Annotated in this window: 13 protein-coding genes and 1 pseudogene; 9 read left to right on the top strand and 5 right to left on the bottom strand. The window is 44.2% G+C overall.

Features of this window, described 5'->3' with window-relative positions; genetic code table 11:
* Positions 1 to 240 precede the first annotated feature (240 nt).
* The 3 genes and pseudogenes from JMY01_RS14465 to JMY01_RS09970 form a co-directional block, all read right to left on the bottom strand.
* Positions 241 to 438 (bottom strand): annotated as a pseudogene (locus JMY01_RS14465) (alpha/beta hydrolase fold domain-containing protein); the annotation flags it as partial.
* A gap of 11 nt (positions 439 to 449) precedes the next feature.
* Complete coding sequence (locus JMY01_RS14330) at positions 450 to 725, bottom strand: alpha/beta hydrolase fold domain-containing protein (RefSeq protein WP_201575462.1); 276 nt, start codon at positions 723 to 725, stop codon at positions 450 to 452.
* Between the two features lie 36 nt (positions 726 to 761).
* Entirely contained in the window at positions 762 to 926 is a 165-nt protein-coding gene (locus JMY01_RS09970; RefSeq protein ID WP_201575460.1) for a hypothetical protein, read from the bottom strand.
* A 282-nt stretch (positions 927 to 1208) separates the two neighbouring features.
* Here JMY01_RS09970 and JMY01_RS09965 point away from each other — a divergent pair, with 282 nt between their 5' ends.
* Complete coding sequence (locus JMY01_RS09965) at positions 1209 to 2063, top strand: M48 family metallopeptidase (protein WP_201575458.1); 855 nt, start codon at positions 1209 to 1211, stop codon at positions 2061 to 2063.
* Between the two features lie 246 nt (positions 2064 to 2309).
* Entirely contained in the window at positions 2310 to 2750 is a 441-nt protein-coding gene (locus JMY01_RS09960) for a hypothetical protein (protein WP_201575456.1), read from the top strand.
* 217 nt (positions 2751 to 2967) lie between these two features.
* On the opposite strand, the gene JMY01_RS09955 is transcribed toward JMY01_RS09960, so the two are convergent.
* On the bottom strand, positions 2968 to 4323 hold the full coding sequence (locus tag JMY01_RS09955; protein WP_201575454.1) for a hypothetical protein: 1356 nt from the start codon (positions 4321 to 4323) through the stop codon (positions 2968 to 2970).
* A 325-nt stretch (positions 4324 to 4648) separates the two neighbouring features.
* Complete coding sequence (gene uvrA, locus JMY01_RS09950) at positions 4649 to 7555, bottom strand: excinuclease ABC subunit UvrA (RefSeq protein ID WP_201575453.1); 2907 nt, start codon at positions 7553 to 7555, stop codon at positions 4649 to 4651.
* A gap of 535 nt (positions 7556 to 8090) precedes the next feature.
* Between uvrA and JMY01_RS09945 the strand changes: the two genes are divergently transcribed.
* The 7 genes from JMY01_RS09945 (at position 8091) to gspD (ending at position 17303) form a co-directional block, all read left to right on the top strand.
* A complete protein-coding gene (locus tag JMY01_RS09945) occupies positions 8091 to 9455 on the top strand; it encodes an MFS transporter (RefSeq protein WP_201575451.1) in 1365 nt (454 codons plus the stop codon).
* Positions 9456 to 9613: 158 nt separating this feature from the next.
* Complete coding sequence (locus JMY01_RS09940; protein ID WP_201575449.1) at positions 9614 to 11407, top strand: choline/carnitine O-acyltransferase; 1794 nt, start codon at positions 9614 to 9616, stop codon at positions 11405 to 11407.
* Between the two features lie 241 nt (positions 11408 to 11648).
* Positions 11649 to 12236 (top strand): single-stranded DNA-binding protein, encoded by a 588-nt coding sequence (ssb, locus tag JMY01_RS09935; RefSeq protein WP_201575447.1) that lies wholly within the window; start codon positions 11649 to 11651, stop codon positions 12234 to 12236.
* 502 nt (positions 12237 to 12738) lie between these two features.
* Entirely contained in the window at positions 12739 to 13062 is a 324-nt protein-coding gene (locus tag JMY01_RS09930; protein ID WP_201575446.1) for an H-NS family nucleoid-associated regulatory protein, read from the top strand.
* Between the two features lie 139 nt (positions 13063 to 13201).
* Positions 13202 to 14020 (top strand): type II secretion system protein N, encoded by an 819-nt coding sequence (gspN, locus tag JMY01_RS09925; RefSeq protein ID WP_201575444.1) that lies wholly within the window; start codon positions 13202 to 13204, stop codon positions 14018 to 14020.
* Positions 14021 to 14947: a type II secretion system protein N gene (locus tag JMY01_RS09920; protein WP_201575442.1), complete on the top strand. Its 927-nt coding sequence runs from the start codon at positions 14021 to 14023 to the stop codon at positions 14945 to 14947.
* A gap of 133 nt (positions 14948 to 15080) precedes the next feature.
* Positions 15081 to 17303 carry a type II secretion system secretin GspD gene (gene gspD / locus JMY01_RS09915; RefSeq protein ID WP_201577479.1) on the top strand — a complete coding sequence of 741 codons (2223 nt, stop codon included), beginning with the start codon at positions 15081 to 15083 and terminating at the stop codon, positions 17301 to 17303.
* Positions 17304 to 17324: the final 21 nt, after the last annotated feature.

Below are 17324 nucleotides of genomic sequence, written 5' to 3'. Positions count from 1 at the left end.
ATGGTTAGTGTACTCTCCTGCATCCTATGGATATTTCAACAATATTCTACAGCCCTCGCAGCCCAAGAGTCACATCATAAAATGCTACTTTAGCGTCTTCTATCTCTCCTGCAAAAAGAGAAAATAGAGGTGGTAGCGTCTCATAAACCGTAAGCTCATTCTCTATGCCCGCTCCAAAAAGAATCCGGTAGCAAGCAACTCAAATGATTCACGTTCACGACTCATATCTACCCAAGGCACTCATAACAATTGCAGCTTTGGAGGATAGGTGTCGTCTTTGGTTTGCTGTGCCACGATAGCCGCTAAGTTGCCTCCTGCTCTATCACCGCTAACCGCTAGACGCGTCGCATCAGCGCCAAACTTATCGGCATTATTCGCAATATAACGATAAGCAGCCAGTCCATCATTGACAGGGGTGAGGAAGGGATGCTCAGGCGCTAAGCGGTAATCTAATCAACTGCAATGACAGTGCAATTGCCATTATTCGCTAGATGCTGACAAAGCAAATCATGTGATTCAAGCGAGCCAGCAACATAGCCACCGCCGTGATAAAATACTAGAGCAGGCTGACTTTTGTCAATAGTATTTCGATGGCGATAACGACGCAAGCGAATGCTCTCACCATCCGACACGTCGAGCTTAAACTCATCGCTGATGATGTCTTTCTGATTTGACTGCGCTAACAACGGGCCTTGTCCATCGATTTGACTACGCGTACTTGCCACGCTCGCTAATTGATCAGGCGGTGAACCAAACAGCTTTTAGATGACTTGCACTGAGACATCCAAGGTCTGACCATCTATAACGATAGGCTTGCCAGCGATTTTTCTTAGAATAGGTTTTGGCAGGTTGATAATTGTTCTGACAACAGTTCTTTTTGCTTTCGATGTTAACTTCTTTATTCTTGCGTGGTTTTTGATTTTCATTAAAGATATCCTTATCTCGTTTAGCCAATAATAACACGCAGGTTGGCGTGGAACTTGCTACTGCTAACAGATAAACTATATTTAATAGACTTTTGTTCCTTAGAGTGATAATATTTTGCGGCAATTTAGACACATTACTTACATGCTAGTTACATTGCTAATGTGTATGTTGCTATTAATTGGTGTCTTGCATGACATGGATTTTGGTAGCGAATTTTTGAACTAATAAATTTATTAGCTTCAATTTAGCCATTTAAATATACCTCTCAACTAGGACGTTTAATGAAAACTGTTAACAAAATAAAAAATGCTTTATTTTTGACTACTATTACAACTTTAATAGGTTGTACCACTGTAGCCGATATGGCAGGGTACGATACTGCTACGCTAAATACTAATGCGGCTAAAAATTACTCTCAAGTGGTTTCTAGTGCTAATAGTCAAGGCGCAGTAGATAATACGTCTGCCACTGCTATCCGAGTTAAAAACGTTTTCAATCGCATGAAGCCATATGCTGTAAGCGCTAATACAACAGGTGTTCCTTTTGATTGGCAAGTTACAGTTATACGTTCACCCGAATTAAACGCTTGGGCAATGCCTGGCGGTAAAATGGCTTTTTACACTGGTATTGTAGAAAAATTACAGTTAACGGATGCAGAAATCGCTGCAATCATGGGACACGAAATGACCCATGCGTTAGCTGAGCACAGTAAAAAAGATGCTGGGCAAAAAATCCTGACAAGCTTAGCGCTGCAGTTAGGTGGTGCTGCGATACAGGAAAAAACAGGGTTAAATGCTGAGGCAATGAGTTTAATTAGTGACTACGGACTTGATAAGCCATTTTCTCGTAGCCAAGAATCACAAGCCGATGCGGGTGGTCTACGCTTGATGGCGCAGGCAGGCTACAATCCAGAATCTGCAATTGGAGTATGGCAAAAAATGGAAGCCGCCAACGGTCGTAGCAACACTCTCGTCACGTTGATGTCTACGCATCCAAACTCTGGGCAGCGTATCGCTAAAATTCAGGCACTTTTACCTGAAGTTACGCCTGTTTATCAAGCGGCTGTTAAAGCACCTACTAGCACAACTAGTGGGGCAACTACTGGGGTAGTTACTAGAACCATTAAACGTAGATAACTCAGTAAATATCCTCAAAAGTAAATGTTATCAAAAAAGGTAAGTCAAACGACTTACCTTTTTTTTGCGAAGGAATATTGAAAAGTGGCTGGTTTGATTTTTATCTTATGTCGTGATGCTGGGTGTCGAGTAGGTTAGCGGCAAGGTATGAGGTCCAACAACTAAATATTATTGAAAATGATTTATAATATTCTTAAGTATTAAAAGCCTCACTAGTGTAACGGCTTATTCTTCTTAGGATATTTAATGAAAGTTAAAACTTTGGTAATAATGACTCTAGGTATTTCTATTGGATTGATGTTTTTTACCTTAACTCAAGAAGCATACTGTACCGCCGAAGGATGCATGCACTCAATGATGGCTTTTACTTTTGGCGTATTCGGTCTGTTTATTGGGGGTAATGAAACATTGACTTGGTTTGCCAATCCTTTATTAATTTTAGCATGGGTATTTATTAAGAACCGTAAACTATCTTTTTTATTGAGTTTATTATCTACTTCAATCGCATTGTTATTTTTGGTGTTTGATGAGGTAGTTATTACTGAGGCAGGGCATAGCAGTATACTTATAAAGTATGCTCTAGGATATTGGCTGTGGATAGGCAGTCATGCCACTATGGTATTGGGCAATGTGCTGATTATTATTAATGAACATTCTTATTTAAAAACAGAAACGAAACAGGATTGAAATTTAGCGCACGCCTTACTAATAGTATCTGCGATTTTGCATTTTAATCTGCAAGTGATGGTTGACGATTCATTTTAAATTATGACATTGGGGTTCGCAAGTTCCGCCCAACCTATGGACTAAAAAAGAGCCACTCCTTTGGAAGTAGCTCTTTTATAAATATTAATCATTATTAGAAATATTCTGTATGCCTTAAAGTTTACATAACCCAGATTTTTTATAATTCAAATACAAGATATTGTAAAATTCTTTGCTGTACGTTCATTTCATTATTTGACAGATTAGATGAGTTTTTGACGCACTCATTGAACTCCTCTTCACTCAAGGCATCATAACAGTAGCTACCACCTTCTTCATTATGATAAGAAGTATAAGTGACGCGCCCTTTACCATAGTTGAACGCCACTGTTAATGGACGAAGTGATTGATCACTGTCTTGCCCAGTTACATATATATCTACGTTTTTACTGTTGTTGACTGAGTTCATTCTAGCCCATCCACCTGCAAAACCTTTTATAGTAACAGTACCATCAGCATTCAAACATGATCCTTGAGCGCAAGTTACGCCTTCTAACCACGATTTGAGTCTTGGTTCGATATTGCTTTGAATAGTGATACCATCTTCGCCTTCGTTGGCGCTGTATAGTTCTTCTGGCTGATTGGTTGGTGTGTCATCTGAACCAAAGAAATCAATATATTCTGGGAAAGTCTGCTCAACAATATCGTAGGCTTGGTCACTAACATAGATGCGACCACCAGTGTTGATGTAGTCTTTTAAAATTTGACGTTTACCATCATCCATTAACCATGAAAGACGATTTTGACCACAGTTAAAGAACACTATTTCATAGTCGTATATATCTGCTTTACCATCATTGTTATTATCTGCAAAAAGCTTATCAGTTGAATCCCATAAGTCGAACTCAGACTCAGTAATCTCTCCAGTCTCAGTGTCAATACTAGCAAGTCCTAATCTTGCTAGGATGAGTTCAATGCTATCGTAAAGGCCTTCAATAACGACCATTTTAGGAACACTTTGAAGAACAGTATCGCTTAGTTCAGTTACTCCTGCTTGAGATGACCCAGTGTTTTGTAGAGTGATTTTTTGCTCAGCAGTGAATGCTCCTTTTTCAAATTTGATAACTAACTCTTTTGCATCGGTTTCAATATCTAAATCGTAGCTTCCATCCGCACGAGTACAAGTGCTGGCCAAGCTTGACTCAGGAGCCACACCACATTCAGATGCCGCGCTATTAGAGGTTAGATCTACATCCTCTACATCAATGCTACTAGCGCTATATAAGCTCGTCATTATTTTACTATCCAAAGCATTTTGTTGCCCTACGATATATACCAATGCATTAGCAATAGGAGTCTTACCGTCGTATGAAACCAACTTACCAGATATCATATTACTTTGTGTAGGTAGAGATGGCTCGATAACTTCTCCAGGATTTTCAGAGTTTTGCACAGTTACGTTTGAATCATTGTCATCGTTACAAGCGGTCAAAGACAATGTGGTCATAGCTAATATAGTCATTACTGATAGTTTATTTCGTAAAAAATTCGTCATCCTTTGAGCCTTATTATGTAAAATGGAATGATACTAATCCCAGTTCATGTATTTACAATATGATTACATTAAATATGATATTAGCAACAATAAGATAAATAGTAAACATAAGTATATGATATGTCAACTATCAAACAAGCTATATTTGTTGATTAAAACAGGTAATAAGGATAATTATAAACTGATTGAATTTCATTTCGATAGAATAGTAATTCTCAATTAACATCTATTTCATTGTAAGTAGTCAGACTTTATTAAAATTTACTAATAAAAAAGGTCACCCCAAAAGAGTGACCTTCAAATCAAAACCAAACAATTAACTAAACTAACCCGCCTCAGAAACCACCTGCGTAAGCATCGGCTTCAAAAACTCACCCGTGTGCGAGCCTTCGACCTCTGCGACCTCTTCTGGCGTACCCTCCGCGATAATCATGCCGCCGCCTTTACCGCCTTCAGGGCCAAGATCAATCACCCAGTCCGCAGTTTTGATCACATCCAAGTTATGCTCGATGACCACGATGGTATTGCCTTTGTCACGGAGCGCATGCAGGATATTGAGCAGCTTGGCAATATCATGGAAATGCAAACCAGTAGTCGGCTCATCCAAGATATAGAGCGTTTGCCCAGTATCACGCTTGGCAAGCTCACGTGCCAGTTTCACCCGCTGCGCTTCACCGCCAGATAGCGTAGGGGCAGACTGTCCAAGACGAATATAGCTAAGTCCAACTTCCATCAGTGCTTGCAAGCGACGATAAATCGCTGGAATCGCGGAGAAAAACTCAGTCGCATCTTCTACCGTCATGTCTAGCACATCAGCGATGGTTTTACCTTTATAGTGAATCTCGAGCGTCTCACGGTTATAGCGCTTACCATCACAGCTGTCACAAGGCACATACATATCCGGCAAGAAGTGCATCTCAACCTTGATCAGGCCATCACCTTGGCAAGTCTCACAGCGACCACCTTTAACGTTGAAGCTAAAGCGACCAGGCTTATAACCACGAGCGCGCGCTTCTTGCGTTTGCGCAAACATTTCACGCACTGGGGTAAAGACACCCGTATATGTTGCTGGGTTTGAGCGCGGGGTACGGCCAATTGGGCTTTGGTCGATATCGACCATCTTGTCTAGGTGCTCAAGACCGCTGATGCTTTCAAACTTATCCGCAATTAAGGTTGAGGCGTTATTCAGCTGTGTCGCTGCCAGTGGCATCAAGGTGCGATTGATCAGCGTTGACTTCCCTGAGCCTGAGACACCAGTGATACAGGTCATGATGCCAACAGGCAGAGTCAAGTTGACGTCTTGTAAGTTATTACCTATTGCACCTTTTAGCTCAATGGTCATCGGTAGTTTTTTGGCTTTGGCCTTACCTTTGGCTTCACTCTCAAGCATCTTGGGTTGATGACGAACCTTCGGTACATCGATTTTCATTTTGCCAGACAAGTATTGCCCAGTGAGCGACTCTTTCGAGCGCATGATGTCATCGACTGAACCTTGAGCGATGACATGACCACCATGAACACCAGCACCCACACCGATATCGATGACGTGATCAGCGTGGCGAATAGCATCTTCGTCATGCTCAACCACGAGTACCGTATTGCCCAAATCACGCAGACGCATCAAGGTCTTTAACAAGCGATCATTATCGCGTTGATGCAGTCCAATCGAAGGCTCATCGAGGACATACATCACGCCCATCAGACCTGCACCAATTTGGCTGGCTAGACGAATGCGCTGCGCTTCCCCGCCTGATAGCGTCTCGGCAGAGCGCGCAAGTGACAAGTAATCCAAGCCGACACTGACGAGGAAATTTAGACGCTCATTAATCTCTTTAAAGATTTTTTCCGCGACTTCGCCTTTATGTCCACCAATTTTCAGCGTTTTATAATAGTCAGCCGCATCACCGATGGACAGCTTGACGATTTCAGCGATGGTTTGGTCATCGACGCGGACATTGCGTGAGATTTCATTGAGACGCGCGCCATCACAGACGTTACATGTGGTATCGGCCAAGTATTTCGCCAGCTCGTCACGCACAAGATTACTTTGAGTCTTGGCATAGCGACGCTCTAAATAAGGCAATACGCCTTCAAAGGGTACGGTCTTGTTGGTTTTGCGGCCGCGCTCATCAGTGAAGTTAAAGGTCAGCTTTTCTTTGCCTGAACCATGCATGATGAGGTCTTGCTGCTCTGTAGCCAGCTCTTGCCACGGTGCATCCATATCAATTTTGAAATGATTACAAACGGTCGACAGCAGGCCAAAATAATAAGCGTGACGCTTATCCCAACCATTAATCGCGCCTTGATTGAGCGATTTTTCATGATGAGTAATCAGTTTCTCAGCAGAGAAATACTGGCGTTTACCCAAACCGTCACAGGCAGAGCAGGCGCCATAAGGATTGTTAAAGCTGAACATGCGTGGCTCAAGCTCAGACACTGCGCGATCGCAAACAGGGCATGAGTGTTTGGCTGACATCACTTGATTGTCGTCGCCGCCTTCTTTTGGATTACCATCCATAAAGTGCAGCGTGACCAGTCCTTGACCTAAGCGTAGGGCAGTCTCCAAACTTTCAGCGACACGGTTGCCCAAGTCGTCACGGACTTTGAAGCGATCAACCACCACTTCGATGGTGTGCTTTTTCTTTTTATCGAGTGTCGGTAGCTCGTCGGTATCGTAGACATGACCATCAACACGTACACGCACGAAACCTTGACCAATCAGTTGCTCAAGCAAGACGGTATGCTCGCCCTTACGCTCACGAATCACTGGCGCTAAAATCATGAGCTTGGTGTCATCTGGCAAGGCCATGATTTGGTCAACCATTTCAGTGACCGACTGCGCCACCATCGGCTCGCCATGTTCTGGGCAAAAAGGCGTACCGATACGCGCATAGAGTAGACGCAGATAGTCATAAATCTCGGTAATCGTGCCAACTGTTGAGCGCGGGTTATGGTTGGTCGATTTTTGCTCAATGGCAATCGCCGGCGACAAGCCTTCAATACTGTCGACCTCTGGCTTTTCCATCTGCGAGAGAAACTGACGCGCATATGCCGACAAGCTCTCAACATAGCGACGTTGACCTTCGGCATAGAGTGTATCAAATGCTAAAGATGACTTACCTGAACCAGATAAACCCGTAATCACTACGAAGTTATCGCGTGGAATATCTATGTCAATATTTTTTAGATTGTGAGTACGTGCACCGCGTACTGAGATATGGTCATTTGCCATCGGTTATAGGTTTCCTGTTTGCTAAAATGGTATTTGAAAAAATATATAAAGGTCAAAAGAATCAATAAAGCTAAGTGGATTTATTAAATGAATAAACAGTTTTTTAAATTCATATTGCTTTATAAAGGGTTGATGACTTTATAAAGCAATATAAATACCTATATTGATTTATGGTTTTGCTTTTCAATTCACGCTGACTCAAAAAGGCCATAATCATCAAGTTTGGTTGATATCATTAAGTTTGATTGATGAGGTATAACAGCTTGCGACGCCTTACTTTATTGTCATGGTAGTAGCATTATTCAAGGTATCGAGACACATCAGATGCACTTAGTAACAAAATTATTGTCTAATATGAAAGGCTTAAGTTGCTACTAGAGGGGCTGCGGCGGTAGTAAGACAAAAGTTTCGGCAACCAAACGGCGAATGTCTTATACTAGGGGGCTTAATTTTTAGGCTAAAGCCTTGATAGAGTCATAGTTATATAAGCGGTGCAGTAGTAATAGATCAGCAATCATAAACCAGTGAGGCAAGTATGAATAGCGTAGAAAAACGGGCAATTCTCGGGGTTGGTGGTATTTTTGCCTTGCGGATGATTGGCCTGTTTATGATTGTGCCAGTGTTTGCTGTATATGGTGACAATTACACGCATGCCACGCCGTTTTTGATAGGTTTGGCTGTCGGTGTCTATGGTCTCGGGCAGGCTGTGTTTCAGATTCCGATGAGTCTTGCGGCTGATAAGTTCCCGCGTAAGCCCATTATTTTATTTGGCTTAGTGCTGTTTGCGCTAGGGAGTATTGTAGCGGCCAATGCGACGGATATTTATGAGGTTATTATTGGTCGGGCGCTGGCAGGTAGTGGCGCCGTTTCAGCAGTGCTGATGGCGTTGTTAGCAGACGTAACGCGTGAAGAGATGCGCACCAAAGCGATGGCGACCATGGGCTTGACCATTGCCACTTCCATTATGCTTGCCTTTGCATTCGGTCCGCTCATGGTAGATTCGATTGGTATCTCAGGACTGTTCTGGTTGACCGCAGGTTTTGCCGTATTGGCAATGGTGTTATTGTGGGTGGTGCCCACGCCATTACGAGTACTCAAGCATAATCTAGATAACAAATCGATTGGTCAGCAGCTGGCTACCGTCCTAAAAATCGGTGATTTGAACCGCTTGCACATCGGTATTTTCGCCCTACATTTGACCCTCACCGCGATATTTGTGATTTTGCCGCAGCAATTGACCGATGTCATGGGGCTATCTGTACGCCAGCAAGGCATGGTGTATTTGCCACTATTATTTATTGGCTTTGCCATCGCCATTCCTTTTATTATCATTGCCGAAAAGAAACGAAAAATGCGTCAAGTATTCTTAGGGGCGATTGTCCTCATGACCGCCTCTTTGCTGCTCTTAGCATTGGGCAGTCAGCTTGGTATTGGTATTATCCTCGGTTTATTGTTTTATTTCATGGGCTTTAATTTACTTGAGGCGACCATTCCTTCATGGATATCGAAGCGTGCGCCAGTCGCCAATAAAGCCACAGCGATGGGGCTTAATTCCTCTAGCCAGTTCTTTGGTGCGTTTGTCGGCGGGGCGATGGGTGGTCTGCTATTGACTCAATCCAATCTGTTGGCATGGGGAATACTCGCGGCAATCATGGGCGTGGCATTATTGATTATTATCCCGATTGCCCAGCCACCGTATCTATCGAGCACCACGGTGACTATCCCTAAGAATATCGACATCCAAGACTGGTCGCGGAAGATGCTTGCGGTAGAGGGCGTCGATGAGCTGGTAGTGATGGCAAAGGAGCAGGTCGCGTATCTGAAGTTAGATAAGACTCAGCTGACTGATACTTCACGCCAACAGCTATCAAGTCTGGCGCAGAGTCCTTTAGATATTTAACGGGCTCTTGGGCTAGTATGTTACTGTCGTAGGCTGTGTATTTGGAATGAGTTTTGTCGTATCGAGAAAGGCTTGCGCAGAGCGTGCAAAGCAATCTCCTCAAGCCATCTTATATTCGTCTTAAATGGAAATGATTACCTCAAAAGGAAACACAGTCTATGCAGCTCCTTCCCATTCCGCCCGTCACCCAGACACTTCAGCGCTTTATTGAGGGTATATCCCCGCTATTAAATGAGACTGAGCGTGAGCAAACCAAAGCGGCTGCGGCTGATTTTGCCACTAATGACGCGCCAATATTACAACAGCGCCTGATGGATTATGCCGAAGAACAAGCAAAAAGTGGACAAAGCTGGCTGACCAAAATCAAGCTTGCCGAATACCTGCAAGATAGACGTCCGCTCGCGCTGTCTAATAACGCCAGTTTGCAGCTAGACTATCCTGACAAGGCAGTAGGTACGGCACGCGCCGCCTCGTTTATTCATCGAATGGTTCGTACGCATATCGACTATATGAGTGGCAATATAACGCCGCCAACGGATCCGCGCGGGCAGCCTATCTCTACCTATAACTGGCGTATTTTGACTGGCGCGGTACGTGAGCCGCATCCTGAAGGCGACTACTATTACTACGCCGCCAACCAAGTTACCAATCGTCATATTAGCGTGCTCTGGCAAGGGCATCATATCGCTCTGCAAGTAACGGATGCACAGGGCAAAGTATTCTCAGTTGAGTCGCTAACAAAGGCGCTTGAAGCCATTATAAATAGCGACTATGACCAGCCCGCTTTTGCGTTTAGCGCCATTAGTGCTTTGGGGAGTGCAAAAACCGCGCATTACCTTGATTTGCTCAGCAAAGAGCCAGCAAACAGACGAGCTTATGACGCCTTGCGCGATAGCTTATTTACCTTTTCAATGTACCATTTTGTAGACTCGTCCAAAAAGACTGAGATTGAACAAGCCGAGACCGAGCAGATACAGCAGCAAACCTTTATGCCTGGCAATGCTTGGCAATTTAAACCTATCAATTATCAGATGGATCTACAGTCAGACTTTTTAGCCATCCATTTTGAGCATAGCGAAATCGATGGCGCAGCGCTGAATCATCTATTCACTTATGCTTTTGCGCTTGAGCTGCAGGATGATAACAATGTTAATAGCAGTGCTGACGAAGAGTCAGACCTGCCATCTTTGCAGCAATTAGACTGGGCGTATGATGAGATAGATAAGGCGATGCTTGCAAATATTAAACAAGATATAGCAGCCGTTACCGCGCAAGCAAAACAGATCGAAGTACAACGATGTACGGTCGATTATAGCGCCATCACTAATAAAAACAGCACCAATAAAGACAGTAGCATCAAAGTCAGTCACGATGCCATGATGCAGTTTGCCCTGATTTACGCGCAGTTAAAAGTATTTGATAAAGTGCGCCATACTTATGAAGCGGTTGATACCAGTCACTTTATGGCGGGGCGTACCGAAGGCCTGCGTCCTAACAGTCATGAGGCGATTGCATTATGCCAAGCGTTGCTGACGGATAGTGCCACTCAAGAACAGCTGGCAAGCGCCTTTACTGCCCATAAACAGCGGGTCATCGCTTGCAAAACCGGTCAAGCGTTCGACCGTCATTTAACGGGCTTGAAAATGATGATGCAGGATAGCATCAATCAAAGCGACATGAATCAAGCAAAGGCCTTTTTTCAAAGTGCAGGTTATCAGAAACTGACTGGCGGTGACTTTCTATCTACTTCATCTATGGGCGTTCGCTATCCTGTTAAGCGTATTTTATTTGCTCCAACGTATACGGGCGGTTTTGGAGTGAACTATAGTTTGGGTGAGTACAAATATGAATTTGTGCTTTTTGCGGATAAAGAGAGTAGCCAGCACCTTAATGATATGTGTAAAAGTTGTATTGAAGGTATTGATAAACTGATTGAACTCATAAACAAATGAAATAAAAACTGTAAAAGCCTAAGTGATTGATTTAAAGTAAACGAAGAGTGATGTAAATGTTTATCGACGACATTAATTGTCGTGTGCCCTATACAGGTTGCTGGATATTTGCGTAAAAACGGTATAAAGTAAAACCATATTAGTAAAAGTATCATATGTCAGTGGTAGCTGGCTTTGATTACATAAGTTGTTTTTACACTAAAGTTTTCATTGATAATATTCATTAAAAAAGGAAGATACTATGCGCGGTGTTAATAAAGTTATCATTATTGGTAATCTCGGTGCCGACCCTGAATCACGTCAGTTCAGTAATGGCGGTAGCGTGACCAATATTTCGGTAGCGACTTCCGAACAGTGGACAGACAAACAAAGCGGCGAAAAGCGTGAAGCGACTGAATGGCATCGTATCTCCTTATTTAACCGTTTGGGTGAAATCGCTGCACAGTATTTACGCAAAGGCAGCAAGGTCTATATTGAAGGTAGCCTGCGTACACGTAAATATCAAGATCAAAGCGGGCAAGATCGTTACATCACCGAAATTCGTGCTGAGCAAATGCAAATGTTAGATGGCGCGACTGGTGGTCAATCTCAAGGAGGCGGTTATGGTAATCAAGGCGGCCAACAAGGTAGCGGCTTTGGTGGTCAGCAAGGTGGCTATAATCAAGCCGGTGGCGTAGCAGCGGCAGCACAAGGTGGCAACCAAAACAGCTTCAACAATCAGGGTGCTCCTGCTCAGCAGAATCAGTTTAATCAGCCAGCTCAAGCACCAACGCAACCTAAGCCTACAGCAATGCCAGATGGCCCTGTAGATGATGATATCCCGTTCTGATGTTTACCTAAGAGTATAGTGTAGTGTTCATGATTTGGAGCCTGTTTTTACAGGCTCTTTTTTATACCTATACTTTTAGAGTATTAACTTTATTGGAGACTATCGCTGAGTTTATATTTGACTATCTATAAAGTATGATTGTTTCTTCAATCTTTGTTGTGACATAGTTTTTTATAAATATACTCAGGATTTATTATAAGAGAGGTTAATCCCTAATGGCTTTATTGAATTATAAATAAGGTATTGAAGTTAAGGCTTGGATAATTACCTCTTATTATTTTATTTTTAATTATTCATAAAATATAAATAATATGTTAATCTACCACGGTTGCTAATACGGATTGATTTAATCGTATATATCGATATAAATTCTACAATGTTTCGATTCTAATATGGAAAAGAATCGACCGTAACAAAGCAGTATCATTGTTTAACTATCTGTAACCTAATAAGTCGTAAAAGACCTATTGGGCCTATCCCTGTTTTTATAGCCGAGGTTATTATGAATAAGAATAAAACCATTGATTTAGACAATCTAGATGTAGATGAGTTACGTGCAATCACCGAAAATGCACAGCAGCTTATTGCAAAAAAACAGCATCAGCGTTTATATGATGCTTATATGCAGTTTGAAAAAATTGCAGAAGAGAGCAATAGTACTATTGAAGAGATCCTAAAAGCTGGTGAAAAGCTAGAGAAAAAACGCAGTATTAAATATCGCAATACTGACAATAGTGAAGAGACTTGGACAGGCCGTGGTCGTAAGCCCACTTGGCTGGTTGAAGCGCTAGCAGCAGGGCGTGATCTTGAAGATTTTGCGGTTTAAAAATACCGTATCAAGTAGTATAGCTAGTATAAAAAGCCAGTATCTTTAAATGAAGATACTGGCTTTTTTTCTGTCATCTATAGGTGATTGTTTGTTATGATAACGTCATTTTCACTTTACCTATATAAGTAGTCTCACTGTGCCTCAAGCGTCTGCTTCGTCTCATAAACGTCCTCGTAAGCTATGGTGGCTGATTGGGTTTGTGCTATTTGCTTTATTTACGTTGTTGCAAATGCCAGCAGCGTGGGTGATCGAAAAATACGCGCCCGAGTCGTCTTATGTACAGCATGTCTCAGGTAATCTATGGCAAGGCTCTGTCATTTGGCAACTGCCTTTAACGACGACACTGTTGACTGGCTCAGCCAATTGGACGTGGCAGCCATGGCAGCTGTTTTTGGGCAAGATTGGTGCCGATGTCAATATCAGTACAGGGCAGACACGGCTGAATGGACAAGTCAAAGTCGGACGCCACTCTTGGCAGATTGCCGATATGAGTGGCAAGATCGCCCCTGAGACGCTGGCTAGCGTGGTCGATTGGCAACTACCCAATACTCCTATTCAGGTCAATGCGGTTTCATTGCAGCGGCAGTCAGGTTCAGATGCAAAGGTCGCAGGCTTTACGCAAGCAGATGGTCAGCTGACATGGGTCGGTGGTGAGGTCGGCTATCCAAATGGCGGCAAGGTTTTTTATATCACGATGCCCGCCATGCGTGCGCAGCTCACGACAGAACAAAAAAACAATAAAAACCTGCTACATGTGAATTTATTAAACAATCAAGATAAGCGCTTGGGCGACTTATATCTTGATGGTGATAATATGCTGGATGTCAGTTTGACGCAGCGCTTACTGGAAAACATGCCAGAGTATAAAGGGCAAGCACCACAAGACACCCCTGTGGTAAGCGTGCGTCAGCCATTACTATCAGGGTCGTTATTGTCGGATTCAGGGGCGCGTTAAATGATAAGTATCTCGGCACGCCTAAAACCAGTTGTAAATAGTCTAAATCGTTTTTCAGGCTGGCTGTTACTATTGGCAGTTGGCTGGTTGGCTTGGACAGCAGCACGGCTGTTGTGGCTGATATTAGCCCCGCCAGCAGCCCCTGCGCTTCCAGTACAGGCATTGCAAAATAATATGGGCTCGACAGCTGACAACAGTAGTCTCTTCGCCATCTTTGCCGATCCCGAACTGGCTGCCGCTGTGACTCAGCCACCGCCTAATGTGGCATTAAAAGGGGTGATGCTGGCCATACCGTCAAGCCTGTCCTCAGCTTTGTTGGATGTGAATGGCGAAGTAAAGAACTACCGCATCGGTGATGAATTGCAAGATAGCGGCTATACCTTGGTCGCAGTTGATTGGGATTCTGCCATTATTGCCGATGCTGCTGATAAGCAAAGTGTGATTAGTATGGCGGATGCTATGCCACTGGATCAAGGCAGTATGGCAGCAGGCGGTATGAGTAATCAGCGCTTACCTGAGGGTGTCCCGATGCCATCTACAATGCCGCAAGCGTTGGCTTTACCCAATACCTTAGATACGAATGAAGGTGTCGACTCTGTTAATAATCCTGCCGTCAATACTGAGAGTCCCACATCTGCTATCGATGAAGCAGTGGAGGCATTGCAACAAAGCCCAGCCAGTTATCTGAGTCGTATGGGTGTGATGGCTGCAGGCGAAGGCTATCAAGTAACAGCGGCAATGCCAGCCGAGGTGCGCAATCGTTTGGGGTTAGAGCCAGGGGATCGGGTAATGACGGTCAACGGTCAAAGCGTCGGCAACGATCCTATGCAAGATGCAGGAGTATTACAGCAAGTACAGCAAACAGGCGAAGCGCAGATTGAAGTCAAGCGCGGTGATCAAGTAATCACCATTCGTCAGCAGTTTTAAATCTTATAAGCCGTTTAAAACCTTATGAGTTGGTGCAAACATCCGTTGTTTAAACCACATAAAAACCTCGTTAATGCTATTTTAGCAGCGTTTCAGTTCAAACTGAGTGACATCACAGTGGATAATTATGACCATGGCAACTATGCATAAATTGACAATAAACCCTTTGCGCCACTCACTGCAGCGTTTGCTGACTCTCTGTCGGCCATTGTGTTTAGCCTTGCCACTCTGGGCCGCGACGTGCGGAGTTGCCAGTGCTGAAAGCTGGAAGGTGAATCTGCAAGATGCCGACATCAAAGCTTTTATTAATGAAGTGGCCACCATCACCGATCAAAACTTCGTTCTCGATCCGCGTATTAATGGTAACGTCACCGTCATCTCTAACCGCGCCCTATCACGTGATGAGATCTACCAGCTGTTTTTGAGTGTCATGCAAGTCAATGGTATTGCCGCGATTGATTCAGGCACCACGGTAAAGCTAGTGCCGGACAATATCGCTAAGCAATCTGGTATAGCGGTAGACCTGCGTGGTGACAGTGTTGGCGAGTCATTAGCAACCCGCGTCATTTATTTGACCAATACCCAAGCCGCGGAAGTGCTTGGTGTTATCAGGCCTTTGATGCCGCAATCAGCGCATGCTGCTGCCGTGCCTGGGGTCAATGCGCTGGTCTTATCTGACCGCTCTGACAGTCTCAATCAACTGACTGCCTTGATTCGTGATTTAGACAGCAATGTCAACGATAGCTTGCAGGTAATACCGCTGCGCCATGTCGATGCTGAACGCATGATGGATCTGATTAGTAGCCTTGTTGCCAGTGCAGGCGGCGCGCAGGCGCAGGGCAGTGATCAACTCAAAGTCATTGCTGATAGCGCCAGTGATAGGCTGCTGGTCAAAGGCAGCCCTGAGATGATCGCCAAAGTGCAAGAAATGGTCAATCAGCTCGATACCACGCCGTCACGTCGCCTAAGTGGTCTACGCGTCTTTCGACTAAAGTATGCCAGTGCCAGTCATATTGCCGAGATGCTACGGGGACTGTTATCCAATCAATCGATTAATAGCTCTGGTGCCAGCTCTTCTTTAGAGTCGGCATCATTATCCGATAGCAGCAGTACGGGTGCGGCGCTAAATACTAACAATGCAGCGAATTCAACTAGTACGAGCAATTCGGCTGTCAACACAGGCGGAAGCAATAACAGTATGGGTGGTAGACCCTTTAGTATCATCGCTGACGAAACTCAAAATGCTGTGATTGTTAATGCGGCGCCAGAGCTGATGTTTGAGATTGAAGAAGCGGTCAATCAGTTGGATAATCGCCGTGCGCAAGTGCTGATTCAAGCGGCTATCGTGGAAGTCTCAGGGGATGATGCGACCCAGCTTGGAGTCCAGTGGGCACTTGGTAATGCCAACAGTGGCTATGGTGTTGTCAACTTCAATAACGTCGGTGCCAGTGCCGCCTCGCTCGCTGCTGCCGCTCTTTCAGGTAATGCCAGTGCGGCTGTCGGCTCGATTGCGGGTGCTTTGGTTGGTATTGGCAACAGTAGCAAAGACAGTCAAGGTAATACGCAGTTTTATGGTGCTATCTTGCAAGCGTTGGATTCCTCTACCAGTGCAAACTTGCTGTCCATGCCCTCAATATTGACACTGGATAATGAAAAAGCCAGTATATTAGTGGGTCAAAACGTGCCCTTTGTGACGGGTTCTTTTACTACGACTGGCGACTCCTCTACCAATCCGTTTCAGACCATTGATCGGCAGGATATTGGTATCAATTTAAATGTCATTCCCCATATCGGCGAAAACGGCACAGTGCGGTTGGAAGTCTCGCAAGAGGTGTCTTCGGTAGTGCCAGGCAGTCTCGGTAATGCCAGTGGCTTGATTACCAATAAAAGCTTGATTAACACCACGATTTTAGCGGATGATCAGCAGACCATTGCTCTCGGTGGCTTGATGCGTGATAACACCACCACCAGACAGCAAAAAGTACCTGGTCTAGGTAGTGTGCCAGTCATAGGCCGACTCTTCCGCTCAGATAATGACACCACCCAAAAGAGTAATTTAATCATATTTCTGCAACCGACTATATTGCGTAATGGCGGCGCAGTGGCAAGTGTCACAGAGCGTAAATACAATCAAATGCGCGTCTTACAATTGGTGATAGACAAAAACGGTACGATTAAGCAGCTGCCGTTAAGTGGCACTGAAGGTTGGGGCGGCAAAGTTGATCCTAACTACGAGCTGATGCCGCTTAATCCACTCGTTCCGAAAAAAGATCAGACATCACGCCCTGCATCGCAAGGGTTTACCAGAGTAGACAGTCCTAACAGTGAGATGACGACCTATCCGTTAAATCGCTAAACCGTGGCTAGGAGTAAGAGA

This window comes from Psychrobacter sp. H8-1 (assembly GCF_904846575.1).
GTDB classification, from domain to species: domain Bacteria; phylum Pseudomonadota; class Gammaproteobacteria; order Pseudomonadales; family Moraxellaceae; genus Psychrobacter; species Psychrobacter fulvigenes.
Note: the sequence above shows the minus strand (reverse complement) of the source record. Positions and strands in the feature narration are given on the sequence as shown.

Excerpts from the sequence above, each read along its gene's own strand:
- JMY01_RS09970 (WP_201575460.1), bottom strand. The coding sequence starts at position 926 with ATGAAAATCAAAAACCACGCAAGAATAAAGAAGTTAACATCGAAAGCA.
- JMY01_RS09965 (WP_201575458.1), top strand. The coding sequence starts at position 1,209 with ATGAAAACTGTTAACAAAATAAAAAATGCTTTATTTTTGACTACTATT.
- JMY01_RS09960 (WP_201575456.1), top strand. The coding sequence starts at position 2,310 with ATGAAAGTTAAAACTTTGGTAATAATGACTCTAGGTATTTCTATTGGA.
- JMY01_RS09955 (WP_201575454.1), bottom strand. The coding sequence starts at position 4,323 with ATGACGAATTTTTTACGAAATAAACTATCAGTAATGACTATATTAGCT.
- uvrA (WP_201575453.1), bottom strand. The coding sequence starts at position 7,555 with ATGGCAAATGACCATATCTCAGTACGCGGTGCACGTACTCACAATCTA.
- JMY01_RS09945 (WP_201575451.1), top strand. The coding sequence starts at position 8,091 with ATGAATAGCGTAGAAAAACGGGCAATTCTCGGGGTTGGTGGTATTTTT.
- JMY01_RS09940 (WP_201575449.1), top strand. The coding sequence starts at position 9,614 with ATGCAGCTCCTTCCCATTCCGCCCGTCACCCAGACACTTCAGCGCTTT.
- ssb (WP_201575447.1), top strand. The coding sequence starts at position 11,649 with ATGCGCGGTGTTAATAAAGTTATCATTATTGGTAATCTCGGTGCCGAC.
- JMY01_RS09930 (WP_201575446.1), top strand. The coding sequence starts at position 12,739 with ATGAATAAGAATAAAACCATTGATTTAGACAATCTAGATGTAGATGAG.
- JMY01_RS09920 (WP_201575442.1), top strand. The coding sequence starts at position 14,021 with ATGATAAGTATCTCGGCACGCCTAAAACCAGTTGTAAATAGTCTAAAT.
- gspD (WP_201577479.1), top strand. The coding sequence starts at position 15,081 with ATGGCAACTATGCATAAATTGACAATAAACCCTTTGCGCCACTCACTG.